This is a genomic window from Actinosynnema sp. NPDC020468 (assembly GCF_040642015.1).
Taxonomy (GTDB): domain Bacteria; phylum Actinomycetota; class Actinomycetes; order Mycobacteriales; family Pseudonocardiaceae; genus Actinosynnema.
This window is the reverse complement of the sequence record NZ_JBFAEO010000006.1, coordinates 79,013-105,093: the sequence shown is the minus strand read 5'-3', so window position 1 is coordinate 105,093 and position 26,081 is coordinate 79,013. Positions and strand designations below refer to the sequence as shown.

Annotated in this window: 22 protein-coding genes and 1 pseudogene; 12 read left to right on the top strand and 11 right to left on the bottom strand. The window is 71.3% G+C overall.

What is annotated here, in order from left to right; genetic code table 11:
- Positions 1-188 precede the first annotated feature (188 nt).
- Complete coding sequence (locus AB0G50_RS07420; protein ID WP_360103321.1) at positions 189-998, top strand: Bax inhibitor-1/YccA family protein; 810 nt, start codon at positions 189-191, stop codon at positions 996-998.
- A 70-nt stretch (positions 999-1,068) separates the two neighbouring features.
- On the opposite strand, the gene AB0G50_RS07415 is transcribed toward AB0G50_RS07420, so the two are convergent.
- Complete coding sequence (locus tag AB0G50_RS07415) at positions 1,069-2,289, bottom strand: acetyl-CoA C-acetyltransferase (RefSeq protein WP_360103319.1); 1,221 nt, start codon at positions 2,287-2,289, stop codon at positions 1,069-1,071.
- A gap of 169 nt (positions 2,290-2,458) precedes the next feature.
- Here AB0G50_RS07415 and AB0G50_RS07410 point away from each other — a divergent pair, with 169 nt between their 5' ends.
- From AB0G50_RS07410 to AB0G50_RS07400, 3 genes are all read left to right on the top strand, one after another.
- Complete coding sequence (locus tag AB0G50_RS07410) at positions 2,459-3,829, top strand: cystathionine beta-synthase (RefSeq protein WP_360103317.1); 1,371 nt, start codon at positions 2,459-2,461, stop codon at positions 3,827-3,829.
- A 105-nt stretch (positions 3,830-3,934) separates the two neighbouring features.
- Complete coding sequence (locus AB0G50_RS07405) at positions 3,935-5,161, top strand: RDD family protein (RefSeq protein WP_360103315.1); 1,227 nt, start codon at positions 3,935-3,937, stop codon at positions 5,159-5,161.
- A gap of 83 nt (positions 5,162-5,244) precedes the next feature.
- A complete protein-coding gene (locus AB0G50_RS07400; protein ID WP_360103313.1) occupies positions 5,245-6,390 on the top strand; it encodes a cystathionine gamma-synthase in 1,146 nt (381 codons plus the stop codon).
- Here the strand turns inward: AB0G50_RS07400 and AB0G50_RS07395 are convergent.
- The 3 genes from AB0G50_RS07395 to hppD all read right to left on the bottom strand — a co-directional run bounded on the left by AB0G50_RS07395 (position 6,387) and on the right by hppD (position 8,257).
- Positions 6,387-6,659 (bottom strand): DUF2277 domain-containing protein, encoded by a 273-nt coding sequence (locus tag AB0G50_RS07395; protein WP_360103311.1) that lies wholly within the window; start codon positions 6,657-6,659, stop codon positions 6,387-6,389. The two genes, AB0G50_RS07400 and AB0G50_RS07395, sit on opposite strands and share 4 nt — an antisense overlap.
- Before the next feature lie 26 nt (positions 6,660-6,685).
- A complete protein-coding gene (locus AB0G50_RS07390; RefSeq protein WP_360103309.1) occupies positions 6,686-6,919 on the bottom strand; it encodes a hypothetical protein in 234 nt (77 codons plus the stop codon).
- Between the two features lie 156 nt (positions 6,920-7,075).
- Positions 7,076-8,257, bottom strand: coding sequence for a 4-hydroxyphenylpyruvate dioxygenase (hppD, locus tag AB0G50_RS07385; protein WP_360103307.1), 1,182 nt, complete (start codon positions 8,255-8,257; stop codon positions 7,076-7,078).
- 75 nt (positions 8,258-8,332) lie between these two features.
- On the opposite strand from hppD, the gene AB0G50_RS07380 reads away from it, so the two are divergent.
- Entirely contained in the window at positions 8,333-8,827 is a 495-nt protein-coding gene (locus tag AB0G50_RS07380; protein WP_360103305.1) for an Lrp/AsnC family transcriptional regulator, read from the top strand.
- Between the two features lie 69 nt (positions 8,828-8,896).
- On the opposite strand, the gene greA is transcribed toward AB0G50_RS07380, so the two are convergent.
- Positions 8,897-9,391, bottom strand: coding sequence for a transcription elongation factor GreA (greA, locus tag AB0G50_RS07375; protein ID WP_360103303.1), 495 nt, complete (start codon positions 9,389-9,391; stop codon positions 8,897-8,899).
- 180 nt (positions 9,392-9,571) lie between these two features.
- On the bottom strand, positions 9,572-9,982 hold the full coding sequence (locus AB0G50_RS07370; protein WP_360103301.1) for a DUF4307 domain-containing protein: 411 nt from the start codon (positions 9,980-9,982) through the stop codon (positions 9,572-9,574).
- 113 nt (positions 9,983-10,095) lie between these two features.
- On the opposite strand from AB0G50_RS07370, the gene mca reads away from it, so the two are divergent.
- Both mca and AB0G50_RS07360 read left to right on the top strand, forming a co-directional pair.
- Positions 10,096-10,977, top strand: coding sequence for a mycothiol conjugate amidase Mca (gene mca, locus AB0G50_RS07365; protein ID WP_360103299.1), 882 nt, complete (start codon positions 10,096-10,098; stop codon positions 10,975-10,977).
- Between the two features lie 29 nt (positions 10,978-11,006).
- The gene (locus AB0G50_RS07360; protein ID WP_360103500.1) at positions 11,007-11,234 is read left to right on the top strand and encodes a hypothetical protein; all 228 of its coding nucleotides are present in this window, start codon (positions 11,007-11,009) and stop codon (positions 11,232-11,234) included.
- On the opposite strand, the gene AB0G50_RS07355 is transcribed toward AB0G50_RS07360, so the two are convergent.
- Together AB0G50_RS07355 and AB0G50_RS07350 are read right to left on the bottom strand one after the other, a co-directional pair.
- Positions 11,231-14,938, bottom strand: a complete 3,708-nt coding sequence (locus tag AB0G50_RS07355) for a hypothetical protein (protein ID WP_360103297.1) — start codon at positions 14,936-14,938, stop codon at positions 11,231-11,233. The two genes, AB0G50_RS07360 and AB0G50_RS07355, sit on opposite strands and share 4 nt — an antisense overlap.
- A gap of 15 nt (positions 14,939-14,953) precedes the next feature.
- A pseudogene (locus tag AB0G50_RS07350) lies at positions 14,954-15,811 on the bottom strand (metallophosphoesterase); the annotation flags it as partial.
- A gap of 201 nt (positions 15,812-16,012) precedes the next feature.
- Here AB0G50_RS07350 and AB0G50_RS07345 point away from each other — a divergent pair.
- Both AB0G50_RS07345 and AB0G50_RS07340 read left to right on the top strand, forming a co-directional pair.
- Positions 16,013-17,986 carry a thioredoxin domain-containing protein gene (locus tag AB0G50_RS07345; RefSeq protein WP_360103295.1) on the top strand — a complete coding sequence of 658 codons (1,974 nt, stop codon included), beginning with the start codon at positions 16,013-16,015 and terminating at the stop codon, positions 17,984-17,986.
- A gap of 76 nt (positions 17,987-18,062) precedes the next feature.
- A complete protein-coding gene (locus AB0G50_RS07340) occupies positions 18,063-18,617 on the top strand; it encodes a hypothetical protein (RefSeq protein WP_360103293.1) in 555 nt (184 codons plus the stop codon).
- On the opposite strand, the gene AB0G50_RS07335 is transcribed toward AB0G50_RS07340, so the two are convergent.
- On the bottom strand, positions 18,618-19,283 hold the full coding sequence (locus tag AB0G50_RS07335) for a hemolysin III family protein (RefSeq protein WP_360103291.1): 666 nt from the start codon (positions 19,281-19,283) through the stop codon (positions 18,618-18,620).
- A gap of 81 nt (positions 19,284-19,364) precedes the next feature.
- Between AB0G50_RS07335 and AB0G50_RS07330 the strand changes: the two genes are divergently transcribed.
- Entirely contained in the window at positions 19,365-20,144 is a 780-nt protein-coding gene (locus AB0G50_RS07330; RefSeq protein WP_360103289.1) for an isoprenyl transferase, read from the top strand.
- A gap of 50 nt (positions 20,145-20,194) precedes the next feature.
- On the opposite strand, the gene AB0G50_RS07325 is transcribed toward AB0G50_RS07330, so the two are convergent.
- Complete coding sequence (locus AB0G50_RS07325) at positions 20,195-20,431, bottom strand: hypothetical protein (RefSeq protein WP_360103287.1); 237 nt, start codon at positions 20,429-20,431, stop codon at positions 20,195-20,197.
- Between the two features lie 215 nt (positions 20,432-20,646).
- On the opposite strand from AB0G50_RS07325, the gene AB0G50_RS07320 reads away from it, so the two are divergent.
- The gene (locus AB0G50_RS07320) at positions 20,647-21,885 is read left to right on the top strand and encodes a DUF885 domain-containing protein (RefSeq protein WP_360103285.1); all 1,239 of its coding nucleotides are present in this window, start codon (positions 20,647-20,649) and stop codon (positions 21,883-21,885) included.
- Positions 21,886-22,339: 454 nt separating this feature from the next.
- On the top strand, positions 22,340-23,629 hold the full coding sequence (locus AB0G50_RS07315) for a PhoH family protein (protein ID WP_360103283.1): 1,290 nt from the start codon (positions 22,340-22,342) through the stop codon (positions 23,627-23,629).
- A 584-nt stretch (positions 23,630-24,213) separates the two neighbouring features.
- On the opposite strand, the gene AB0G50_RS07310 is transcribed toward AB0G50_RS07315, so the two are convergent.
- Positions 24,214-25,653, bottom strand: a complete 1,440-nt coding sequence (locus tag AB0G50_RS07310; RefSeq protein WP_360103281.1) for a GuaB1 family IMP dehydrogenase-related protein — start codon at positions 25,651-25,653, stop codon at positions 24,214-24,216.
- Positions 25,654-26,081: the final 428 nt, after the last annotated feature.

Below are 26,081 nucleotides of genomic sequence, written 5' to 3'. Positions count from 1 at the left end.
GAAAGCTTTTCGGGCGGTCGGAATGACGGACAAGTCCTCGCCAGGCTGAGACGCCGGTTACGCTCCGCACGCGGGGTGTGGATCGGAGATCCGCTCGCCGAGTAAAGTCGCTTTTACCCGACGGGAACCGATCGACTCGCGTGGTCGTTGAACCCCGTGACGGCGTCAACACGCCACAGGAGGACGAGGTGCGTACCACCAGCAACCCCGCGTTCCGCAACCTGCCCACAGGTGGCGGCAACGGGAACTACGCGGGCTTCGGCCAGCCGTACCAGGCGCAGCCCTACGGTCAACAGGGCGGTTACCCGGGTGCCCAGCAGGCCTCGGGCGAGCGACCCATCACCATCGACGACGTGGTCACCAAGACCGCGATCACCCTGGCCCTGACCCTGGTCACCGGCGCCATCTCGGCGTACCTGGTGCTCAGCCGGGCCGTGTCGCCCTACGCGCTCATGGTGCCCGGCCTGATCGTCGGCCTGGTCGTGTCGCTGATCATCATCTTCAAGCGCACCCCGAGCGCGCCGCTGGTGCTGACCTACGCCGCGGCCGAGGGCCTGTTCCTCGGCGGCATCACGGGTGTCTTCGAGAGCTTCTTCCCGGGCATCGCGTGGCAGGCCATCCTCGGCACGTTCGGCGTGTTCGGCGCCATGCTCGTGGTCTACAAGACGGGTGCGATCCGGGTCACCCCGCGCCTGACCAAGTGGATCATCGGCGCGACGGTCGGCGCCGCGGTCCTCATGCTGGGCAACCTGGTCATGGGCCTGTTCGGGGTCAACATGGGCCTGCGCGACGGCGGCACGCTCGCCATCGTGTTCAGCCTCGTCGTGATCGGCATCGCCGCGTTCAACTTCCTCCTCGACTTCGAGGCGGCGAACGAGATGATCCGCAGCGGCGTGCCGGCCAAGTGGGCGTGGTGGGCCGCGTTCGGCCTGATGACCACGCTGGTCTGGCTCTACCTGGAGATCCTGCGACTGCTGTCGTACCTCCAGCGCGACTGACCGTCGCGACAGGACGCGAGCGCCCGGCCCCCGTCGAGGGAGCCGGGCGCTCGGCACGTCCGGGTGATCCTCAGCTCAGTCGTTCGAGGACCAGCGCCATGCCCTGGCCGCCGCCGACGCACATCGTCTCCAGGCCGAACTGCTTGTCGTGGAACCGCAGCGAGTTGATCAGCGTGGTGGTGATCCGCGCGCCGGTCATGCCGAACGGGTGGCCGACGGCGATCGCGCCGCCGTTGACGTTGAGCCGGTCCAGGTCGACGCCGAGGTCCTGGTAGGACGGGATCACCTGGGCCGCGAACGCCTCGTTGATCTCCACGAGGTCGATGTCCGACACGGACAGTCCGGCCCGCGCGAGCGCCCGCCTCGACGCCTCGACCGGGCCGAGGCCCATGATCTCCGGCGACAGCGCGGACACGCCCGTGGCCACGACCCGGGCCAGCGGCGTGATGCCCAGCTCCCGCGCCTTCACGTCGCTCATGATCACCAGCGCGGCCGCGCCGTCGTTGAGCGGGCAGCAGTTGCCCGCGGTGACCCGGCCGTCCGGGCGGAACACCGGCTTGAGCCCCGAGACGCCCTCGTAGGTCACGCCCGGTCGCGGACCGTCGTCGGTGGACACGACCGTGCCGTCCGGCAGCGTGACGGGGGTGATCTCGCGCGCCCAGAACCCGTTCGCGATGGCCTTCTCGGCGAGGTTCTGCGACCGCACGCCGAAGTGGTCCATCTCCTCCCGGGACACGCCCTTGGCCAGCGCCAGGTTCTCCGCGGTCTGCCCCATCGCGATGTAGACGTCGGGCAGCTCGCCCCGCTCGCGCGGGTCCGTCCACTCCGACGCGCCGTTCGCGGCCGCGTCGGCGGTGCGCTCGGCGGCGGTGGCGAACGCCGGGTTGCGGGTGTCGGGCCACGAGTCGGAGCTGCCCCGGGCGAAGCTCGAGACGGTCTCCACGCCGGCGCTGACGAAGACGTCGCCCTCGCCCGCCTTGATCGCGTGCAGCGCCATCCGCGTCGTCTGCACGGACGACGCGCAGTACCGGGTCACGGTCGTGCCGGGCAGGAAGTCGTAGCCCGCGAGCACCGAGACCACGCGGCCCAGGTTGAAGCCCTGCTCGCCGCCGGGCAGCCCGCACCCGAGCATCAGGTCGTCGATGTCGCGCGGGTCGAGTTCCGGCACCTCGGCCAGCGCCGCCCCGAGCACCTGCGCGGTCAGGTCGTCGGCGCGGATGTCCTTCAAGGAACCTTTGCCCGCGCGCCCGATGGGCGACCGGGCGGTGGAGACGATCACGGCCTCGGGCATTACGAAACTCCTTTGTTTCGCCGTAGCGTTGTGCCGAAGCCTAGTTAACGCCCGTTCAGCGCGCCGGCACCCCGTGACGCAGGACGCCCGAAGTGTTCGGGTCGGCGCGGACGCCACCGCGCCGGGCTAGGCTCGGAAGGTCATCGAGCGCGTGGGGAAGGGACCTCGGGTGGAGTACGTCGAGAGCGTCGTGGACCTGGTCGGCAACACGCCACTGGTCAAGTTGAACGCGGTCGCGGAAGGGCTCGCGCCGCTCATCCTGGCCAAGGTCGAGTACCTCAACCCCGGCGGCAGCGTGAAGGACCGCATCGCGCTGCGCATGGTCGAGGCCGCCGAGCGCTCGGGCGAGCTGCGACCGGGCGGCACGATCGTCGAGCCCACCTCGGGCAACACCGGCGTCGGCCTGGCCCTGGTCGCCCAGCGCAAGGGCTACAAGTGCGTCTTCGTCTGCCCGGACAAGGTCAGTGTCGACAAGCGCAACGTGCTCAAGGCCTACGGCGCCGAGGTCGTGGTGTGCCCGACGGCGGTGGCGCCGGAGCACCCCGACTCCTACTACAACGTGTCGGACCGGCTGGTCCGCGAGATCCCCGGCGCGTGGAAGCCCAACCAGTACGCCAACCCGGAGAACCCGGCGAGCCACTACCACGGCACCGGGCCCGAGCTGTGGCGGCAGACCGAGGGTCGGATCACCCACTTCGTGGCGGGCGTCGGCACCGGCGGCACGATCTCCGGCACCGGCCGGTACCTCAAGGAGGTCTCCGAGGGTCGGGTCAAGGTGGTCGGCGCGGACCCCGAGGGCTCGGTGTACTCCGGCGGCTCCGGCCGGCCGTACCTGGTGGAGGGCGTCGGCGAGGACTTCTGGCCGGAGGCCTACGACCGGGACGTGTGCGACCGGATCGTCGCGGTGTCGGACAAGGACTCCTTCGAGGTGACCCGCAGGCTCGCCCGCGAGGAGGGCCTGCTGGTCGGCGGCTCGTGCGGGATGGCCGTGGTCGCGGCGCTGCGGGTGGCCGAGGACCTGGGTCCGGACGACGTGGTCGTGGTGCTGCTGCCCGACGGCGGTCGCGGCTACCTGTCCAGCGTGTTCAACGACCAGTGGATGGCCCAGTACGGCTTCCTCTCGCCCGACACGTCCGGCGCGACCGTCGGCGACGTGCTGCGGCGCAAGGACGGCACCATGCCCGACCTGGTGCACGGCCACCCCAACGAGACGGTCGCCGACGCGGTGTCGATCATGCGCGAGTACGGCGTGTCCCAGCTGCCGGTGGTCAACGCCGAGCCGCCGGTGATGGCCGCCGAGGTCGCGGGCGCGGTCAACGAGCGGGACCTGCTCGACGCGCTGTTCACCGGCAAGGCCCAGCTGACCGACCGGCTCGACCGGCACCTGTCGCCGAAGCTGCCGACCATCGGCGCCGGCGAGTCCATCACGGCCGTCATGGACGCCCTGGCCTCGGCGGACGGCGCGCTCGTGCTCGACGACGGCAAGCCGCAGGGTGTCGTCACCCGGCAGGACATCCTGGGTTTCCTCGCAGGTCGCTGAACGCGACACGTTGCACGGTTGCCGGTGGCGTCGCAGGTCGGATCCGCTAGCGTTGGCCACCGACTCATACGCCTACGGCCCACGCCAAGGGGGTTGGAAACTCCGATGAACGCTCCGCAGCCGCCAGGGAACCAGCAATTCGGCGGTCAAAACCAGCAGGAGCAGGGGCAGGGTGCCCAGCAGCCCCCGAGCGCCGACGCGACCCAGGTCGTGCCCGGCGGTGGGCAGTCCCCTGCCTTCCCTCCCTCCGAGGCGACCCAGGTCGTGCCGTCCTCCGGGCAGCAGTCCGCCGTGAACCCGGAGGCGACGCAGGTCGTGCCCGGTGGTGGGCAGGCGCCCCAGTCCAACCCCTACGGCCAGCCGCAGCAGCAGCCGCCCTCGGGCGGGTTCCCGGCGCAGCAGCAGCCCGCGTACGGCCAGCAGTACGGCCAGCCGCAGCAGCCGCCCGCCTACGGGCAGCAGCCGCCGTCGAACCCGTACGGCCAGCCCCAGCAGCCCGGCTACGGCCAGCAGCCGCCGGCCAACCCGTACGGCCAGCCGTCGAACCCGTACGGCCAGCCGCAGCAGCAGTGGGGCGCGCAGCCGGGCTACGGCCAGCCCGCCGCCCCGCCGCCGCCCGGCGGGTACGCCGAGTGGGGTCAGCGCGCGATCGCGGGCCTGGTCGACTACGTGGCGCCCGGCGTCGTCGTCGGCATCCTCTACGCCATCGGCATCGCCAGCGGCAGCCTCGACCTGCTGTTCCTGATGTACACCATCGGCGGCCTGCTCATCGCGGGCTACCAGATCTACAACATGGCGTACCTCCAGGGCACGACGGGTCAGTCGATCGGCAAGCGGATCGCGAAGACCAAGCTGATCAGCGAGGAAACCGGTCAGGTGATCGGGTTCGGCAACGCGTTCATCCGCCAGTTGTGCCACATCATCGACGCCCTGCCCTGCTACGTCGGCTTCTTCGCCCCGCTCTGGGAGCCCAAGAAGCAGACGTGGGCGGACAAGATCGTCAAGACCGTCGTGGTCAACCACACCGCGCCCGCCGGCCCGCTCCCGGGTCTCGGCCAGTTCGGCCAGCAGGTCGGCAACTCGCTGAACAACCTGGGCAACAGCCTCGGCAACCAGCAGCAGAACCCGTACGGCCAGCAGCCGCCCCAGCAGCAGCCGAACCCCTACGGTCAGCAGCCCCAGCAGCCGAACCCGTACGGCCAGCCGCAGCAGCACGACCCGTACGCCCAGCCGCAGCAGCCCCAGCAGCCGCACGACCCCTACGGCCAGCCCCAGCAGCCGCAGAACCCGTACGGCCAGCAGCCGCCCCAGCAGCAGCCGCCGCAGTGGTGACTTCGCAACCGTGAATTTTCACGCAACCGCCCACTGGTTCAACCAGTGGGCGGTTGCTTTTGCGTTCCCCTTAACCTAGGCCTATGACGAGCCAGTACGGTTTCGCAACCAGGGCGATCCACGCCGGGCAGGACCCCGACCCCACCACCGGTTCGGTGATCGTGCCCATCCACGCCACGTCCACCTACGCCCAGGACGGCGTCGGCGGATTGCGCGGCGGGTACGAGTACTCGCGCACCGGCAACCCCACCCGCGCCGCGCTGGAGGAGTGCCTGGCCGCGCTCGAAGGTGGTCGGCACGGGCGCGCGTTCGCCTCGGGCATGGGCGCCACCGACACGGCGCTGCGCGCGATGTGCCGCCCGGGCGACCACGTCGTCATCCCGAACGACGCCTACGGCGGCACGTTCCGGCTCATCGACAAGGTGCTGAAGCTGTGGGGCGTCGAGCACACGCCCGTCGCGCTGTCCGATGTGGACGCGGTGCGCGCGGCGATCCGCCCGAACACCAAGGTCGTCTGGATCGAGACGCCGACCAACCCGCTGCTCAACATCGCCGACATCGCGCTGCTGGCCGAGGTCGCGCACACCGCCGGCGCGAAGCTGGTCGTGGACAACACGTTCGCCTCGCCCGCGCTGCAACTCCCGCTCGACCTCGGCGCGGACGTCGTCCTGCACTCCACCACCAAGTACGTCGGCGGTCACTCGGACGTCATCGGCGGCGCGCTGATCACCTCGGACGACGAGCTCGACGCCGCGTTCGGGTTCCTCCAGAACGGCGCGGGCGCGGTGCCCGGCCCGTTCGACGCGTGGTTGACCCTGCGCGGCATCAAGACGCTCGAACTGCGCATGGAGAAGCACTCGGACAACGCCGAACTCGTGGTGGACGCGCTCGTGCGGCACCCGAGGGTGACCCGGGTGTTCTACCCCGGCCTGCCCGAGCACCCCGGTCACGAGATCGCGGCCAAGCAGATGCGCCGGTTCGGCGGCATGGTGTCGTTCAGCGTCGAGGGCGGCGAGGAGGCGGCGCTGCGGGTGTGCTCGCGCACGAAGCTCTTCACCCTCGCCGAGTCCCTCGGCGGCGTCGAGTCGCTCATCGAGCACCCCGGCCGGATGACCCACGCCAGCACCGCCGGCTCCCTGCTGGAGGTGCCGGCCGACCTGATCCGGATCTCGGTGGGCATCGAGTCCGGGGCCGACCTGGTCGCGGACCTGCTGGCCGCGCTCGACTAGCGCGTCCCGTACCGCACGGCGGCGCGCTCCTTGGCCTTCGCGGCCTCGACCTCGCGGTCCTTGGGCGGCGCCGAGGTCACCAGCGAGTCCAGCAGGACCCTGGTGGCCTCGGCGACCGCCTCGACGGCGGCGTCGAACGCCTCCTGGTTCGCCGCGGACGGCTTGGCCGACCCGCTGACCTTGCGCACGTACTGGACCGCGGCGGCGTGGACCTCGTCCTGCGTGGCCGGCGGTTCGAAGTTGTGGAGGACCCGGATGTTGCGACACATGGGTCCACTATCGCCCAGAACCGGGCTCAGGGTTGCACGTCGTACCGGGCGTTCTCGGCCTTCTGCGGCACGGCGGGCAGGTCGGCGCCGTCGACGCAGCCGCCGACGTACTCCACGACGCCACCGCGCTCGACGAACCTGCCCGTGTCGGCGCAACCGGCGTGCGCCACGGTGAAGAAGGCCGCGCCGGTCAGCGCCGCGGCCGTGGCCACCGCTCCGACGAGCGGGACGACCGCCGTCATCCGGGCCGCGAGCGCCATAGCCACCTCCCCAAGGTGAATGTGGTGTGAGATATCCCCCTGCGGAGCGTACCGCCACCCGCGCGACCGCCCACCCGTCGACCGGCTCCTTATCAGGGATTCCACAGGAAAGGGCCGGTCCGGGTGTGCCCGGACCGGCCCTTCACGCGCATGACGTCAGAGGTTGCCCCGACGGTCCTGTTCCCGCTCGATGGCCTCGAACAGGGCCTTGAAGTTGCCCTTGCCGAAACCGAGCGAGCCGTGGCGCTCGATCAGCTCGTAGAACACCGTCGGCCGGTCGCCGATCGGCTTGGTGAAGATCTGGAGCAGGTAGCCGTCCTCGTCGCGGTCGACCAGGATCTTGTGCTCCTTGAGCACCTCGATCGGCACGCGCACCTCGCCGATGCGCGCCCGGAGTTCGGGGTCGTCGTAGTAGGAGTCCGGGGTCTCCAGGAACTCGACGCCCGCCGCGCGCATGGCGGAGAGCGTGGCGACGATGTCGTTGGTGGCGAGCGCGATGTGCTGCACGCCCGCGCCCTCGTAGAACTCCAGGTACTCGTCGATCTGCGACTTCTTCTTCGCGACCGCCGGCTCGTTCAGCGGGAACTTGACCCGGTGGTTGCCGTTGGAGACGACCTTGCTCATCAGGGCCGAGTAGTCCGTGGCGATGTCGTCGCCGATGAACTCCGCCATGTTCACGAAGCCCATGACGCGGTTGTACCACTCGACCCAGTAGTCCATCTTGCCCAGCTCGACGTTGCCCACGCAGTGGTCGACCGCCTGGAACAACCGCTTGGGCGCGCCTTCGGGACGCACGATCGTGCTGGTGCGCACCTCGTAGCCGGGCAGGTACGGCCCGGAGTACTTCGAGCGGTCGATCAACGTGTGGCGGGTTTCGCCGTACGTCGCGATCGCCGCGATGCGGACCGTGCCGTTCTCGTCGGACTCGTCGTAGGGCTCCACGAGAACGGTGGCGCCCTGGGCGCGGGCGTGTTCGACGCACTTGTCGACGTCGGCGACCTCGAGGGAGATGTCGGTGACACCGTCGCCGTGGCGGCGGTGGTGGTCGAGCAGCGGGCTCTCCGGCGACACGCCGCCGTTGATCACGAACCGCGCCGAGCCGGACTTGAGGACGAAGGACTTGTGGTCCCGGTGCCCCGTCTCCGGCCCCCGGTAGGCGACGAGCTCCATCCCGAAGGCGACCTGGTAGAACCACGCCGTCTGGGTCGCGTTGCCGACCACGAAGACCACGGCGTCCATCGAGCGGACGGGGAACGGGTCCCGCGTCCCGTCGTAGTCGACCAGACCCACGAGTTGCCGGAGCTGGTCGTAGCTCACGTCGTCAAGCTGCTGCGTCATGCCTCACAGCATGCGAGCGTGTGGTCAGGCTGAGCAACAGTTCGAGTTTTCGCTGGGCATTTTGTACAGTCGGTCATGGACTCGAACCAGCAGGTTGAGCACTCTGACCACATCGACGCCCTGGACGCGCGTCTGCTGCTCCTGCTGACCGACGAGCCGAGGCTCGGCGTCCTGGAGTGCTCCCGGCGGCTGGGCGTCGCGCGCGGCACCGTCCAGGCGCGGCTCGACCGGCTCGTCGCGCGCGGCGTGCTGCGCGGTTTCCCGCCCGCCCTCGACCTGGCCGCGATGGGCTACACGCTGACCGCGTTCGCCGTGCTGGAGATCGCCCAGGGCAGGAGGCGCGAGGTCTCGCTGGGGCTCGAGGCGATCAACGAGGTGTGCGAGGTGCACGCCACGACCGGGCAGGGCGACCTCTTCGTGCGACTCGTCGCCCGGTCCAACGCCGATCTGCAACAGGTCATCGACTCGATCGTCGACGTTCCGGGTGTGCAACGCCTCTCGACGTCGATCGCCCTTTCCACTCCCGTTCCGCCGAGGGTGCGGCCGTTGTTGGACCGGCTGCTCCCTTAGCGCCGGCGGCGAAACGCGCGAAAAGGGCGGCCACCCGGCGTGGTGGCCGCCCATTCGGGATAGGGGTGCCTACGGCGCGTACGGGACCGACTTGATGAGGGTCACCTTCATCGTGCTGCCGTTGGGCAGTTCGTACTCGCGGGTTTCGCCGTCCTTCGCGCCGAGCAACGCCTTGCCCAGCGGGGACGAGGGGGAGTAGACCTCCAGCGCGCCGTGCGCGCCTTCCTCACGGGTGGCGAGGAGGAACTCCTCGGTTTCGTCGTCACCGGCGTAACGCACGGTGAGCACCATTCCCGGTGCCGCCACACCCGAGGTGGTCGGGGCCTCGCCGACCTTGGCCACGCGGAGCAGCTCCTGGAGCTGGCGGATGCGGGCCTCCTGCTTGCCCTGCTCCTCGCGCGCCGCGTGGTAGCCGCCGTTCTCGCGGAGGTCGCCCTCCTCGCGGCGAGCGTTGATCTCCGCGGCGATGACCGGGCGGTTCTCGATCATCTCGTCCAGCTCTCCCTTGAGCCGGTCGTAGGCCTCCTGGGTCAGCCAGGTCACCTCGGTGTCGCTCACGGTCACCACTCCTCGTCTTGCTCCAACCCCACTGGCGTGGGTTCCCGGACGCACGCGCCCGGAACGGAAAAACACGGCCCGCGCCGGGGCCGTGCTGAAAGGCCAGAGTAACACGCTCAGAACGTTCGACCCGGTCGTTTTGTTCCCGGGAGCGGCCCTCAAAGCCGCAGATCACCCGCTTGGCCGCTACGTCTTGGACAGGTAGGCCGGCACCTGGTAAGAGCACCCGAACACCTCGCCGGTGACGGCGGTCCGGGACGTTTTCAGCACCGTCTTCGGTCGCACGGTGTCCCGCGATCCGGGTACGAGGACTTCGCGCCGCCCGGTTTCGTCGCCGTCGTCCGCGCGGGCCCGCACGATGCACACGACGGGCTTCTCCGGCGTTTCCCGGACCACCTCGAACGTGATCTCCACGGTGCCCGCGTCGAGCACCCGGAACGCGGTCTGCTTCGCCTCGACGGGCTGGGTTCCCAGATTGCGGTACCCGATCCACGCCACCAGCGCGCCCACCAGCACCCCGACCACGGGCAGTGACCAGCGCGCCCAGCGCGGCAGGGGCCGCCGGGGCTTGCCGTACCGGCCTTCGGGCAGTGCCACCTGTGACTCCCTTCCCGGTCGTGGGGAACAATGGCGCTCGACCACCGCGTTGCAGTGTCGCAGGGACCGAACGGTCCTGTTCCAGCAGGTCGCCTAGGAGGACCACCACCGTCATGGTTGAGAAGCTGCGCCTGATGGCGGTGCACGCGCACCCGGACGACGAGTCGAGCAAGGGTGCGGCCACGATGGCGCGCTACGTGGCCGAGGGGCACGACGTGATGGTCGTGACCTGCACGGGCGGTGAGGCGGGCAGCATCCTGAACCCCGCCCTCGACCGACCCGAGGTGCTCGCGAACATGGCCGAGGTCCGTCGCGAGGAGATGGCCAAGGCCGCCGCGATCCTCGGCATCCAGCACCGCTGGCTGGGTTTCGTGGACTCGGGCCTGCCCGAGGGCGACCCCCTGCCCCCGCTGCCCGAGGGCTGCTTCGCGCTCGTGCCGCTGTCCGAGTCGACGGCACCGCTGGTCGGGATCATCCGCGAGTTCCGCCCGCACGTGATCGTCACCTACGACGAGAACGGCGGCTACCCGCACCCCGACCACATCCGCTGCCACGAGGTCTCCGTCGCCGCCTTCGACGCGGCGGGCGACCCGGAGGCCTACCCCGACGCGGGCGAGCCCTGGCAGCCGCTGAAGCTCTACTACTCCCACGGCTTCTCCCGCGCCAAGCTGATGGCCTTCCACGAGGCCCTGCTCGCCCGCGGCCTGGAGTCGCCGTACGAGGAGTGGCTGTCGCACTGGGACGCGAACCGCCCCGACGTGATCGACCGCGTCACCACGCGCGTCGAGTGCGCGGACTACTTCCCGCAGCGCGACGAGGCCCTCAAGGCCCACGCCACCCAGATCGACCCCACCAGCCGCTGGTTCGCCGTGCCGCTGGACCTCCAGCGCGAGATCTGGCCGACGGAGGAGTACGAGCTGTCGCGCTCGCTGGTGGACAGCACCATTCCCGAGGACGACCTGTTCGCGGGCGTGCACGAGAAGGTGACAGCGTGAACCCCGTCCCCTGGTCCGAGACGACCGCGATGGTCGTCGCACAGCAACCGTCGACGGACAAGGACCCGGGCGGCCAGCAGGAGGACTTCGGCAAGTCCAGCCCCCTGGGCCTGGTCCTGCTCGTCCTGTTCTTCATCGCGGTCTTCTTCCTGGTCCGCTCGATGAACAAACACCTGAGGAAACTCCCGGCGTCCTTCGACAAGCCCGAGCCCTCCACCGACACCGCCGAGGCCCCGGCCGAGGAGAAGAAGGCCTAGAAGGCCAACTCGACCACACCGGACATGCACATCACGGTGAGCACGTCCCTGCGCCACTCCAGGTTGAGGATCGTCGCGTTCACCACGACCTGAGCCAGGAGCCGGACCGGACCGCTCTCCGGCCGACACCACACGTCGACCGTGTCACGGGCCACGCCGGTCGCGACGAGCAGCGATCCGGTGCTCGCGACGGTGCTCACCGTCGGTAGGCCGCACGCCCAGGACTCGGACACCGGCGTGAAGCGGTCGTCGGCGAGCGAGTACAGCCGAACGGTCGAGGTCGAGCCTTCCAAGGCCTCCATGACGACCAGCGGGCCGACCGAGTCCGGGCACAACTCGACGGAAGTCGTCCGGGTGGAGGCGAGTTCGGTCACCGAGTCGTCCACCGCGTGGATGCGCACGACGTGCTGGTCTGTCACCAGCAGGCGAAGGGATCCGGTGGAGGACCGGTACAGCGACAGCCGAGCGGGATTTCCGGCCCGCCGGCCCAGCAATCGACTCCCGCCGCGGTCGAACCGCAGCACCGATACATGGCCGCCGCTCGCCGCGGCGACCACGACGGCACCGGCCCCGTCCGGGGTGACGGAGAGCCAGGTGTTGTCACCTGATCGCTCTGGTGGCAGGCGGAACGATCCGAGTCGAATCGGCGAGCAGGACCGCACCGTCCACACCTCCAGCAAGCCGTCGGACCCGAGCGAAGCCAGCACGCCCTCGCCCATTCCCGTGGTGACTCCGACGAATGTGGCCAATGCTGTCGCACTCAGCAGGTGGAACATCGATTGGTCGAGTGAGCCCACCCCTGTCCAGGCCGGTTCCGAGAGGTCCCAGAGCCGGACCGCACCACTTCCACCGGAGGTGGCGAGCCGGATTTCGGGTCCCGCCCCGATCGCCACGGTCCCGGCCCACACGCGGATCTCCTGACCGCGGACCGCGGGACCACCTTCGTCGGCCGTGTCCCAGAGGAGAAGTTCGCCCGACACCGTTACGAACGCGACCAGCGACCGCCCGTCCGGGAGTTGCGCTTCGGTGAGGTAGTCGACCGGGTCGCAGGCAAATCCGGTGACCGGGTCCAGATTTCTTTCGGTGACCTCCACCGCCGCGATCGCGTACGCCCCGCCTGAGATCAGCAGCAGTCGGCCCAGCGCATCGGTGGTGAAGCGGGTGCAGAGGCAGTCGGGCAGGTCGCCCAACTTCTCCAGAACGTCACCGGCGCCGAGTCGGAACACTTCCAGGCGGTCGTTCTTTTCGGTGTGCGCGAGGTAGGTCGTGCCGTCCCGAACGCCCAGCGTCACGGCCGGCCGAGCCTGGGACACCGGTCGCCTGACCAGGACGACCGGCTCGTCGGCCGTCAGGTCGAGCAGAAAGACTTTCGTGGAGTCGGCTACCGCGCCGAGCAGTCGTCCTGACGGTTCACGTACGAGAGCGACGTCCGACGGGGACGCCAGGTCGGTGGAGATCCAGCCGCATCGCCGCACTTCCGAGCCGTGAGTCAGCTTCGCGACGTGCCCGCCGGGGCCGCTGACGGTGAGCAGGACGTCCTCGCCGTCCTCGTCCCGGATCCGGGCGAAACCCAGGATCAGCCCACCGGGCGGCCCGACGATGGCCACCCCCTCCAACCGGTGGTCCCGATAGCGGTGGAACTCGGCACCGTCGTTCCTCGAGGAGAGGATCACGGGATTGCCGTCACCGTCGAACCACACGTAGGTCCCGAAAGGGTTCACCGGGCGAGCGATGACCTCGCTCCCCGCATCGGTTCGCCATCCGACGACATGCGCCCGCCAGGGCAGAGGCGTGGTGATCATGTCGGCCACCGCTTCGCCCCCCAACTGCTGTGCCACCAGAGCGAACTGCGCTGCTCGATGCGGAACGGTCTGACCGGCGAAGTCATGGCTCGACCGTCGGTACACCGCCGCGATCGCCTTCGCCTGGTTCGAGCGGGCGTGGTGGAGGTAGGGCAGCACTCGGTGGGGTTCGGCGGTGAGCAGGAGGTCGATGTCCGTCAGTGCCTCGTCCACGCGACCCGCGGCGGCGGCGTGTGCGAGGAAGTGGTCGCGGGTGTAGGCGGTGTTCCGGTGCCGCGCCAGGGTTTCGTGGACCACCAGTTCCGGTTCGGGGCCGGTGTGCTCGGCGCGGAACGTGTCGTCCAGGGCCTGGTGGAACAGGCGGTAGGTGCGGTCGGACTGCTCGACCAGGTAGCTCGCCGCCGACTCCAGCACGTCGCGCAGGTCGCGGGCCGTGTAGTCGCCCAGGGTCAGCGCGTTCGCCAGGTCCAGCCACAGCGCACCCTCGGGCAGCCCCGTGCCCTCGGCGAAAGCCAGTGGTAGCAGCAGGTCCCGGACTCGGCGGGGGTTGTCGAAGCGGACCGAGAGGTAGTCGTCCACCGCCGCGCCCACGGTCGTCGCGAGGCCGGTGCCGCCGGTCAGCGCCGCGAGTTGGGCGATCAGGAAGTTGCCGTCGGCGCGTTCGGCGATCGCGGCCGCCGTCGCCGGGTCGCCCAGCCGGTTCTCCAGGTACCGCACCACGTCCGCGCGATCCAGGTACGCGGGGGAGTCCAGGTCCAGCACGACCGGGTCGCGCAGCCGGTTCAGCAACGCGTTCGCCGCGCCGCCCCGTGCGCCCACCCTGGTGCCGACCACGACGTGCCGGTCCCGGTTCGCGAACCGGCTCAGCAGGGTGGCCAGGTGGACCGGTGCGTCGCCGGCCGCCTCGTCCAGCGCGTCCACCACCACCGACACCGGCCCGCAGCGCTGCAACAGCTGGTTCGCGTCGCCCGCCTCCACCTCGGCCGCGTCGGCGATGGCGCGGACCACGTCCGGCAGGGTCAGGCCGCGCGCGTGCACCGCCACGGTGATCGGCGGCGGCAGGGCGACCGACGGGTCGAGGTCCTCGCTCGGCACCAGCAACCGCGTCACCCGGTCCGCCAGCACGACCGTCCGCGCCAGCACCGCGCTCTTGCCGCTGCCCGGACTGCCGACCACGGCCCGCACCCGCCCGTCCGGCGGCCCCGCGAGGTGGGTCGCGACCTCGTGCAACGCCCGGTGCCGCCCCACGAAGTGCCACACGTCCGCCGACTCGTGCGGCTCCACGCCGCGGGCGCGCGGCAACCAGTGCGTGTCGTAGGCGTCGTCCAGGTCGAGCCGCCACCCCACGTACCCGGCCGCGCCCGGCCACAGCCGGACGATCTCCTCCACCGGCAGCAGGTGCCCGCCGCCCACCGGCTTGTCCGCCGCCACCACGAGGCCGACGACCCCGCCCACCACGTCGTCCCACACCGGCGCGCCGGCGAACCCGGCGTCCAGCACGTGGCCCGACGAGCCGTTCAGCTGCACCCACCCCGGCCCGACCCAGCCGCCGAGCGTGCCTCGCGACTCCACGTGACCGCGCGCGAAACCCTGAACCACGTACGGGTGGTCGGCCCACGCGACCGGGCGACGCAACGGCGCCACCACCGGTCGCGGCACGGGCTCGGCCAACCGCAGCACCGCGAGGTCACCACCGCCGTCGTCGTCGCGGATCGGCACCTCCACCTCGACCTCGGCGTCCGAGGTGTGGCCGACGTGCACGAGCTCCGCCCGAAGGTCGGGCCGCGCTACCCGGGAGACCACCTGATGGCACGTCAGCACCAGGTCCGGGGCGATCAGCACCCCGGCGCCGGTGCCCACCCGGGCCAACCACGGCGGGCGGTCCCGCACGTTCGCGCGCACCCGCACAGGCTAGTGCTCGTACCACGTCCGGCGGGCCTTCACCGAGACCACCTCGCGTTCGGGATAGCGCAGGGCGGTCAACGTGCCGCCGAACACGCAGCCGGTGTCCAGGCACATCGTCCCGTTGACCCACACCGCCTCCTCGACCGGCGTATGTCCATAAAGGACGGTGGCGGCACCCCGGTAGTCCTCCGCCCACGGCTGCCGCACCGGGAACCCGCGCGCGTCGACCTCGCCCGTCGACACGCCCCAGAGCGCCAGGCTGCGCATCCGCGAGGACTCCCGGCCGTGGTAGCGCTCGGGCAGCCCGGCGTGCGCGATCACCAGCCGGCCGCCGTCCAGGACGTGGTGCGGCGCAAGGGAATCGCAGAAGTCGGCCACCTCGGCGCGGAACGCGGGCGTTTCCCGGGCGAGCTGGTCCAGTGACCGCTCCAGGCCGTGCGCGACCTTGACCTCCTTGCCCTGCAACGCCTTGACCAGCTTCTCCTCGTGGTTGCCGCGCACCGAGATCGCCGAGCCCGCCCGCACCATGCCCATCACCAGCCGCAGCACGCCGGGCGTGTCCGGGCCGCGGTCCACCAGGTCGCCGACGAACAGCGCCGTCCGCCCGTCGGGGTGCTCCGCGCCGTCGTCCCGCACCGAGTAGCCCAGTCCGCGCAGCAACTCGGCCAGCTCCACCCGGCACCCGTGCACGTCGCCGATCACGTCGAACGGCCCGGTCAGGTGCCGCAGGTCGTTGCGCAGCGGCTCGACCACCAGGGTCACCGGCTCGCCACCGGTCACGTGCACCGGCCGGAACCCCTCGCCGCGCAACGCCGCCGCCCGGCTGATCGCGACCGGCACCACGTTGTGCCGCTTGGCGATCCGCACCAGCTCGGTCCGGTCGCCGCCGGTCACCAGCGCGGGGAGGCCGGCCGCCAGCAGTCGCCCGACGGACTCCAGGTCCTCGCCCGGCAGCGCGCCGGGCACCTCGACGTCCACGAGCACGACCAGCGAGCGGTCGGGGATGGTGATCTCCATGTCCCACAGTCTGGTCGACGGGTCCGCGGATCGGGCGGGAATTACTGTGGAGCCATGACGAACCGGCTCGCGTCCTCGACCAGCCCCTACCTGCTCCAGCACGCGGACAACCCGGTCGACTGGTGGGAGTGGTCCCCGGAGGCGTTCGAGCAGGCGCGGGCCCGTGACGTGCCGGTCCTGCTGTCCGTCGGGTACGCGGCGTGCCACTGGTGCCACGTGATGGCGCACGAGTCGTTCGAGGACGAGACCACCGCCGCGTACATGAACGAGCACTTCGTCAACGTGAAGGTGGACCGCGAGGAGCGACCGGACGTCGACGCGGTGTACATGGCGGTCACCCAGGCGCTCAGCGGGCACGGCGGGTGGCCGATGACGTGCTTCCTCACCCCGGACGGCGAGCCGTTCTACGCCGGCACCTACTTCCCGCCCGTGCCGCGGCCCGGCGCGCCCGCGTTCCGGCAGGTGCTGGAGGCGATCGACCACGCGTGGCACGAGCAGGGCGACGAGGTGCGCGAGTCGGCCGCCGGCATCGTGTCCCAGTTGTCGTTCAAGGCACTCCCACCGTCCACAGTGGACGCCGAGGTGCTGGCCGGCGCGGTCGTGTCGCTGCTCGGGCACTTCGACCGCGGGCACGGCGGGTTCGGCGGCGCGCCGAAGTTCCCGCCGTCGATGGTGCTGGAGTTCCTGCTGCGCCACCACGAGCGCACCGGGTCGGTGGAGGCGCTGTCGATGGCGCGGGCGACGTGCGACGCGATGGCGACCGGCGGGTTGCACGACCAGCTGGGCGGCGGGTTCGCGCGGTACGCCGTCGACGCCGGCTGGGTGGTGCCGCACTTCGAGAAGATGTTGTACGACAACGCTTTGCTGCTCCGCGTGTACACCCACCTGAGCCGCCGCGACGACCGCGCCCGGTACTCGGGCGTGGTCCGGGACACCGCGGAGTTCCTGCTGCGCTCGCTGCGCACCGCCGAGGGCGGGTTCGCCGCGTCGCTGGACGCCGACACCGACGGCGTCGAGGGTTCGACCTACGTGTGGACGCGGGAGCAGCTGGTCGAGGCGCTCGGCCCGGTCGAGGGCGCGCGGGCCGCGGTGCTCTACGGCGTCACGGAGTCCGGCACGTTCGAGCACGGCGCGTCCACGCTGCGGATGCTCGGCGACCCGGATCCCGAGCTGGCACAAGCCCTGTTGGCGGTGCGCGACCGGCGGCCGCAACCCGGTCGCGACGACAAGGTGGTGACCGCGTGGAACGGTCTCGCCATCGCCGCGCTGGCCGAGGCGGGCGCGGTGCTCGAGGTGCCGCGGTGGACGCAGGCGGCGGAGGACGCGGCCCGGCTGGTGCTCGACGTGCACCTGGTCGACGGCCGGCTGCGGCGCACGTCGCGCAACGGCGTCGTCGGCGCGGCCGCGGGTGTGCTGGAGGACTACGGCTGCCTGGCCGACGGGCTGCTGGCGCTGCACCAGGCGACCGGCGACGGGCACTGGCTGACCGCCGCGTGCGACCTGCTGGACACCGCGCTCGCCCGGTTCGCCGGACCGGAGGAAGGCGTCTACTTCGACACGGCCGACGACGCGGAGGCGCTCGTGCAGCGGCCTGCCGACCCGGCCGACAACGCGACCCCGTCCGGCGCGTCCTCGCTGGCGGCGGCGCTCGTGGCGGCGTCCGTGCTGGGCGCGCCCCGGGCCGCGGACTACCGGCTCGCGGCCGAGCTGGCGGTGTCCCGCGCCGGGTTGCTCGTGGCCCGGGAACCGCGGTTCGCCGGTCAGTGGCTGAGCGTGGCCGAGGCCCTGGAATCAGGCCCCGTCCAGGTGGCGGTGGTGGGCGGTTCGGCGGAACTCGCGCGGACGGCGTGGCAGGGCGTGCCCGGCGGTGGCGTGGTGGTGTCGGGCGACCCGGACGGCGCGCCGCTGCTGGTCGACCGACCGCTGGTGGCGGGCGGCCCGGCGGCGTACGTGTGCCGGGGCTACGTGTGCGACCGCCCGGTGACCACGGTCGAGGAGCTGGCGCACGCGCTGGTCGTCCACCACTAGCGAACGCCCGTGGCTTTCACCCGTTGCGCGCGTAACGTCGGTGACGACGTAATCATGTAATCGAACGGGGTGCGCAATGGGACACGGATGGGGAGGTCGCGGCGGTCGGCCCCAGGTCGACCAGCCGCCGGCCGACGACGCGGCGGCGTGGCTGAGCGGACGGCTGCCCGACTGGTTCACCGGACCGGCGGAGGTGACCGTCGACCGCGAGGAGATCCTGATCGTCGGCACGCTGCCGGACCTGCCGGGCGAGTTCGCCGACGAGGCCGACCGGGCCGCGGCCGAGGAGGGCCGCATCAGCCGGTGGCGCGAGCAGACCAGGGACGAGCGGATCGACATCGCCCGCCAGGCCGAGCACCGCTACCGCCGCAAGGTGGCGTGGGGCGCGCGGCAGGGCGGCACCGAGGAGCTGTTCACCACGCTGTCCGTGCCGGTCATGACGCGGCTGCGGCAGCCGGAGCGCAAGGTGCTGGACACGCTGGTCGCCGCCGGCGTCGCCCGGTCCCGCTCCGAGGCGCTGGCGTGGGCGGTGCGGCTGGTCGGCGAGCACGCCGACACGTGGCTGGCCGAGCTGCGCGACGCGATGTCCAAGGTGGACGACCTGCGCGCGCAGGGCCCCGACCTGGGCTGACTAGGAGTAGATCGCGAACCAGATCGCGATGTAGTGGCAGATCGCGGCCACGACCGTCGCCGCGTGGAAGAACTCGTGGTAGCCGAACGTCGACGGCCACGGGTTCGGCCAGCGGGACGCGTAGAAGATCGCGCCGGCGGTGTAGAGCAGGCCGCCGACGATGATCAGGACGAGGGCGCCGACACCGGCCTGGTGCAGGATGTCCGGCAGCACGAACACGGCCACCCAGCCGAGCGCGATGTAGATCGGCACGCCCAGCCAGCGCGGCGCGTGCGGCCAGGCCAGCTTCATCGTCACGCCGCCGAGCGCGCCGCCCCACACGACCAGCAGCACCACGTTGCCGGTCGCGGGCGGCATGGCCAGCAGGGCGAACGGGGTGTAGGTGCCCGCGATGAACACGAAGATCATCGAGTGGTCCAGGCGCTTCATCCAGGTGCGCGCCTGGACGCTCGTCCAGTTCACCCGGTGGTAGAGCGCGCTCACGCCGAACAGACCGACCACCGTCGCGCCGTACACCGACGTGGCCAGCGCGGCCTTCGCCGACACCGTCGCCGCGGCCAACGCGATCAGGGTCGCGCCCGTCGCCACGGACACGATGAAGGACCAGAAGTGCAGCCAACCCCGCAGCCGGGGCTTGAGGGCGGGTGCCTGGGTCAGCGTCGTCACCCGTCCGAGGTTACGGGAGCGTAGGGAAGCCGTCAGTGCGCCGGCACGTGAGCGCGGCCACCCGGCGTACGCTCTACCGGCGTGGGTCTTCGCGAGCAAGTCAAGAACGTCCTCCTCAAGGGCTACGAGTTCCGGCTCAGCCGCTGGCTGGACGGCAAGCAGCGACCACGGCACGTCGGGGTCGTCCTCGACGGCAACCGCAGGTGGGCGAAGGAAGCCGGGTTCGACGACGTCGCGCACGGCCACCGCGTCGGCGCGCAGAAGATCCTCGAGCTGCTCGCCTGGTGCCGCGAGTCGGGTGTCGAGGTCGTGACGCTGTGGATGCTGTCCACCGACAACCTGAACCGGCCGGCCGAGGAGCTGGTCCCGCTGCTGGACATCATCGCCGACATCGTGGACGAGATCGCCGAACCGGGTAACCCGTGGCGGGTGCGGCACGTCGGCGCGCTGGACCTGCTGCCGACCGAGACCGCGGCCAGGCTGTCCGCCGCGTCCCTGCGCACCCGCGGTCGCACGGGGCTGACGGTCAACGTCGCGGTCGGGTACGGCGGCCGGCAGGAGATCGCGGACGCGGTCCGCAAGCTGTTGCAGAAGCACGCCGAGTCGGGCGGCACGATCGAGGAACTGGCCGAGGTGCTCGACGTCGACCACATCGCCGAACACCTCTACACGTCCGGTCAGCCGGACCCGGACCTGCTCATCCGCACGTCCGGGGAACAGCGGCTGTCCGGTTTCATGCTGTGGCAGTCCGCGCACTCGGAGTTCTGGTTCTGCGAGGCGTACTGGCCGGAGTTCCGCCGCACGGACTTCCTGCGCGCGATGCGCGACTACGCGATCCGGCACCGCCGCTTCGGGTCGTAGAAAAAGGGGCGCCGGACGCCGGCACCCCTTTTCCGCACACCGCTCGGGACTCAGCCCTCGCCGTTCTCGTCCAGGATGCCGCCCGCCGCGCAGTTCTCGACCGGGTCCGCGGTCGGGTTCAGGTTCACGCCCAGCACGCTGATGTCGTTGCCGCAGGCGCCGACGGTGCCGTTGACGTTGTTGCCGTTCAGCGCGTGGACCAGGTCGCCGTCGGCGGCGAAGGCCGTCCCGGCGAACATCATCAGTCCGGCTGCGGCGCCCATGACGGCGCCCACCTTCTTCAGCACTTGCACACTCCCTTGTTTCGAGGGCACGCCGAGTTCTTCGGGCAACCCCCGCAAGCCGGTCACAACGCGGGGAAAAATATCGAAGGCCGAACTACCCGACCGTGTTCTGCCACCATCGAGCGATCATGCGCGCACTGATCTTCGCTCGTTCAGGTGGATTTCCGGCCCGTGTCACCGTGGTCAGTAGGGGGTCTCCGATCTAAGCTCCCCACCCCATGGACGCGAATCGACTCGTGCGCGAGTACGTGGTGCTCGGGTTGGCGCTCGACCGGCTGTGCCCCGGGCTGGTGGACTCGTTCACCGGCGACCCGGCGCTGCGCCGCGAGGTGGAGGCGCAACCCCGGCCGCACCCCGCCGTGCTGGCCGAACGGGCCGGGCTGCTGCGGCGCGAACTCGTCGGCGCGGACCTCGAACCCGCGCGCCGGGTGTTCCTGGACGCCCACTTGGTCGCGTTGGAGTGCGTCGCGCGCCGGCTGGCCGGGGTGCGGATCGGGTTCGTGGACGAGGTGGCGGCGTACTTCCAGGTCGACGTGCGACCGGGTGACCCCGACCGGTACCGGCGCGCGCACGTCGAGCTGGACGCCCTGCTGCCCGGCCACGGGTCGCTGCGCGAGCGGCTGGCCGACTTCCGGGCCGACGACGAGGTGCCGCGCCGCCGGCTCGGCAAGGCCGTGCACGCCCTGTCCGGCGCGCTGCGCGACCGGGTGCGCGAGCGGTTCGCGCTGCCGCCGGACGAGGTGGTCGAGTACGAGATCGTCACCGACCGGCCGTGGAGCGGGTTCAACCACTACCTGGGCGGGTTCCGGTCGCGGGTCGCGGTGAACGCCGACCTCGGGCACCGGATGTCGAACCTGCCGCACCTCGTCGCGCACGAGTCCTACCCCGGCCACCACACCGAGCACTGCCGCAAGGAGGTCGGCCTGGTCGACGGGCGCGGACACCTCGAGCAGACCCTGTTCATGATCAACACGCCGCAGTGCCTGATGGCCGAGGGCATGGCCGAGCTGGGCCTGCACGCCGCCGTCGGCCCGGGCTGGGGTCGGTGGACCGAGGGCGTGCTGGCCGACGTCGGGCTGCGGATGGAGGGCGAGCTGGCCGAGCGGGTGGAGAACGCGCTCGCCGGGCTGCTGACCGTGCGGCAGGACGCCGCCCTGATGCTGCACGACCGGCACGCGCACCCGGACGACGTCGTGACGTTCCTCCGGCGGTGGCTGCTGGTACCCGAACGCCGCGCTCGTCACATCCTGCGGTTCATCGGTGACCCTCTGTGGCGGGCCTACACCACCACGTACGTCGAGGGGGTGCGGCTGTTGGGTGCGTGGTTGAACGTGCGTCCACCGGTTGAGACGCTTGCGGACCGATATCTGCGCCTTCTGGACGAACCTTTGGTGCCCCGAACGGTCCTGACCGAAGTGGCGAACGCCGTGCCCTGGATGACAGGCAACTCTGGGTGACGTTCGTGACCTGATCAGGTGGCAGGCCGCTGAGCTGGGCGGATGACGTCGCCCGGCGGTGGCGGGACGGTCGCGCGGGGTGCGCAAGCGGCCGAAACGCCGATCTTTCGCCCGCCTGGCGACGAGATGACCAGTTGGCGAATCACCTGTGTGGCTGCCTGCAAAAAGAGTGCTTGCGGAGGTAACTTCCGCATTGGCGGGACGCGTCCACTGCGGACCGCGCAGGGAGGCCCTGATCGTGGCGGTACGCACGAGGGGGCCGGCACTCGGCCCTCGTGGTCGGTTCGCGTAGAGCGGACCGGTCTATCAGGGTAGTGCCTGGCCCAGCGAGGAGCGGACGCGGGTGCCGCGTTCGTGAGGAGTTGCCGTGAACGCACGACGACCCGCGAGCCGGTCCTCAGGCTCACCGCGCAGCACTTCCCGGCGCCGTGGCGCGCCGGCGGCCCATACCTACGTGGTGGACACGTCGGTGCTGCTCTCCGATCCACTGGCCATGACCCGGTTCGCGGAGCACGAGGTCGTGCTCCCGCTGGTCGTGATCAGCGAGCTGGAGGGCAAGCGACACCACCCGGAGCTGGGATGGTTCGCCCGGGAGGCGCTGCGACTGCTCGACGACCTGCGGCTCGAACACGGCCGACTGGACAGCCCGGTGGCGATCGGGGACCAGGGCGGCACGCTGCGCGTCGAGTTGAACCACACCGACCCGGAGGTGCTGCCCGCGGGCTTCCGCACGGACTCCAACGACGCCCGGATACTCGCCTGCGCGCTGAACCTCGCCGCGGACGGCAACGTCGTCACCCTCGTCACCAAGGACATGCCGCTCCGGGTGAAGGCGGGTGCCGTCGGCCTCGCGGCCGAGGAGTACCGGGCGCACGACGTCACCCTGTCCGGCTACAGCGGGATGTCCGATGTGGACGTCGACCAGTCCGTGGTGGACGCGCTGTACCGCGACAGCGTGATCGACCCGGCGCTGTTCGACCTCGCGCACGCCGTCGAACTCCCGTGCCACAGCGGGTTGCGGCTGCTCGCGGGCACGTCGAGCGCGCTCGGCCGGGTCACGCCGGACAAGCAGATCAGGCTGGTGCGCGGCGACCGGGAGGCGTTCGGCGTGCACGGCCGCTCCGCGGAGCAGCGCGTGGCGCTCGACCTGCTCATGGACACCGAGGTCGGCATCGTCTCGCTGGGCGGGCGTGCGGGCACCGGCAAGTCGGCGCTGGCGCTGTGCGCGGGCCTGGAGGCGGTCATGGAGCGCCGCCAGCACCGCAAGGTCGTGGTCTTCCGGCCGCTGTACGCGGTCGGCGGCCAGGAGCTGGGTTACCTGCCCGGTTCCGAGAGCGAGAAGATGCAGCCGTGGGCGCAGGCGGTGTTCGACACCCTCGGCGCGCTGGTCAGCCAGGACGTGGTCGAGGAGGTCATGGACCGCGGCATGCTGGAGGTCCTGCCCCTGACCCACATCCGCGGCCGCTCGCTGCACGACTCGTTCGTGATCGTGGACGAGGCGCAGTCCCTGGAGCGCAACGTCCTGCTCACCGTCCTGTCCCGCCTCGGCGCCAACTCGCGGGTCGTCCTGACCCACGACGTGGCCCAACGCGACAACCTCCGCGTCGGCAGGCACGACGGCGTCGCCGCGGTGATCGAAAAGCTCAAGGGCCACCCCCTCTTCGCCCACGTCACCCTGACCCGCTCCGAACGCTCCCCCATCGCCGCCCTGGTCACCGAAATGCTGGAGGACTACGCCTCCTGACCCACCCGTCCCACCCCGGTCCTCCCCCGGCCACCGCCGGGGGAGGACCGACCCCTGCGCTCCCCGCCACCCACCCGGGCAACCCGCCCGACCGAGCCGTCACCGCCCGCGAGGGCCAACGCCGCGCCCCGACCACACCCCGAATCGCGTTCGGCAGCTCGGACCGTCTTGGGGGTCTCGGGACGTCTCGAGCTGTTCGGAATTCCGCACCCGAACCCAGTCGTGCACGGGCATGCGGGGACAGCGCACCACGATCAGCCCGGCGGCGGATGGGCGGCTGATGGGCGAGCGTCACCTGCCCGCGGGCAGTCAGCCGCAGGTGGTCACCACCTTGCGGCTGACTGCCCCCGGACAGCGACCAGCCCACAACAGCCCCCGCCCTGCGGGCAGCCACCGCCGCTGAGACAGCCGTCGCTCCTCAGACAACCAACCCGCAGGCAGCCACCAACCCGCGGTCAGCCGCTACCCGGCAGTCAGCCACCAACTCTCAGGCAGCCCGCCCCCTCGGGCAGCTGCGACCTCGTGGTCAGCCGCCGGACCTCAGGCATCACCACCCTGCGGGCCGCCAACGCCCCCTCAGGCGGTCACCACCCCGCGGGCAGGGGTCGACCCTCGGCGAACCCGGCGGCCGACTGGATGCCCAGGGTCGCCCGCTCGTGGAACGCCTCCAGGTTCTCCGCGCCCGCGTAGGTGCACGCCGACCGCACGCCCGCCGTGATGGAGTCCAGCAGGTCCTCCACCCCCGGCCGCGCCGGCTCCAGCCGCATCCGGGACGTCGAGATGCCCTCCTCGAACAACCCCTTCCGCGCCCGGTCGAAGGCGTTGTCCGACCGCGTCCGCGCGCTCACCGCCCGCTTCGACGCCATGCCGAACGACTCCTTGTACAGCCGCCCGGCCTCGTCGCGGTGCAGGTCGCCCGGCGACTCGTAGGTGCCCGCGAACCACGACCCGACCATCACCGACGACGCGCCGGCCGCCAGCGCCAACGCCACGTCCCGCGGATGCCGGACCCCGCCGTCCGCCCACACGTGCTTGCCCAGCGCCCGCGCCGCGGCCGCGCACTCCGCCACCGCGGAGAACTGCGGCCGCCCGACCCCGGTCTGCATCCGCGTGGTGCACATCGCGCCCGGCCCGACCCCGACCTTCACCACGTCCGCGCCCGCCTCGACCAGGTCGCGCACGCCCTCGGCGGTGACCACGTTGCCCGCCACCACCGGCACGGTCGGCCCGACCGCGCGTACGGCCCGCAGCGCGGTGATCATCTTCTCCTGGTGCCCGTGCGCGGTGTCCACGACGAGCGCGTCCACCCCGGCCTTGAGCAGCTCGGCGGCCTTCGCGCCGACGTCGCCGTTCACCCCGATGGCGGCCGCGACCCGCAGCCGCCCCTCGGCGTCGACCGCCGGCACGTACACCTCGGACCGCAGCGCGCCCAACGACGTCATGACGCCCCGAAGCCGCCCGTCACCGTCGACGCCCAGCGCGACCCGCTGCGTCCCACCGTGCAACCGCTCGAACACCTCGCGCGGAGGCGTGTCCAACGGCACCGTGACGATCCGCTCGTCCGCCACGTCGCGCAGCCGGGTGAACCGGTCGACCCCGGCGCACGCGGCCTCGTCCGCCACGCCCACCGGCCGCCCGTCCTCGTCCACCACGACCACGGCACCGTGCGCCCGCTTGTGCAACAGGTTCACCGCGTCCGCGACCGAGTCGCCGGGGTTCAGCGTCAACGGCGTGTCCCACACGGGATGCCGCCCCTTGACCCAGGCCACGATCTCCGCGACCGCCTCGGGCGCGACGTCCTGGGGCAGCACCACCAGCCCACCCCGCCGGGCCACGGTCTCGGCCATCCGCCGCCCCGCGACCGCGGTCATGTTCGCGACCACGATCGGAATCGTCGCCCCCGTGCCGTCGGAGGTCGCCAGGTCCACGCCGAACCGCGATTCCACGGCCGACCGGCCGGGAACGAGGAAGACGTCGTCATAGGTCAGGTCGTAGCTGGGCCGATGCCCTTCGATGAATCGCACGAAGATTTGACCCTACTCGCGTTCACCTGGACGCGCCCTGGTGAGCGCAACGGTTCGGAGAACCGAAACCCACACCACCGCTGTGCGTTCCTCCAAGCCCGGAGACGCCCGAAGCCAGTGCGCAACCCGCGCATGACCGCACCGACGCCCGACCAACTCGGCCCACGCCCACGCCGTCCTACGGCAACCCCGACAGACGGTGACCCCAGCCGACGGTGACCCCTGCCGGCCACTTCGCCCGACAGGCCACCGGCTCCGGCCCGCGGTGACACCGGCCGGCGAGGACACCTGGCCGGTGGCTCCACCGGCCAGGGACGAAGCCCGACCCGCCGTGCCCGACCCGCCGTGCCCGACCCGCCGTGCCCGACCCGCCGTGCCCGACCCGCCGTGCCCGACCCGCCGTGCCCGACCCGCCGTGCCCGACCCGC

Coding starts and splice junctions, on each gene's coding strand:
- AB0G50_RS07415 (WP_360103319.1), bottom strand. CDS start 2,289: ATGCCCGAGGCCGTGATCGTCTCCACCGCCCGGTCGCCCATCGGGCGC.
- AB0G50_RS07405 (WP_360103315.1), top strand. CDS start 3,935: ATGAACGCTCCGCAGCCGCCAGGGAACCAGCAATTCGGCGGTCAAAAC.
- AB0G50_RS07400 (WP_360103313.1), top strand. CDS start 5,245: ATGACGAGCCAGTACGGTTTCGCAACCAGGGCGATCCACGCCGGGCAG.
- AB0G50_RS07395 (WP_360103311.1), bottom strand. CDS start 6,659: ATGTGTCGCAACATCCGGGTCCTCCACAACTTCGAACCGCCGGCCACG.
- AB0G50_RS07390 (WP_360103309.1), bottom strand. CDS start 6,919: ATGGCGCTCGCGGCCCGGATGACGGCGGTCGTCCCGCTCGTCGGAGCG.
- hppD (WP_360103307.1), bottom strand. CDS start 8,257: ATGACGCAGCAGCTTGACGACGTGAGCTACGACCAGCTCCGGCAACTC.
- AB0G50_RS07380 (WP_360103305.1), top strand. CDS start 8,333: ATGGACTCGAACCAGCAGGTTGAGCACTCTGACCACATCGACGCCCTG.
- mca (WP_360103299.1), top strand. CDS start 10,096: ATGGTTGAGAAGCTGCGCCTGATGGCGGTGCACGCGCACCCGGACGAC.
- AB0G50_RS07360 (WP_360103500.1), top strand. CDS start 11,007: ATGGTCGTCGCACAGCAACCGTCGACGGACAAGGACCCGGGCGGCCAG.
- AB0G50_RS07345 (WP_360103295.1), top strand. CDS start 16,013: ATGACGAACCGGCTCGCGTCCTCGACCAGCCCCTACCTGCTCCAGCAC.
- AB0G50_RS07340 (WP_360103293.1), top strand. CDS start 18,063: ATGGGACACGGATGGGGAGGTCGCGGCGGTCGGCCCCAGGTCGACCAG.
- AB0G50_RS07320 (WP_360103285.1), top strand. CDS start 20,647: ATGGACGCGAATCGACTCGTGCGCGAGTACGTGGTGCTCGGGTTGGCG.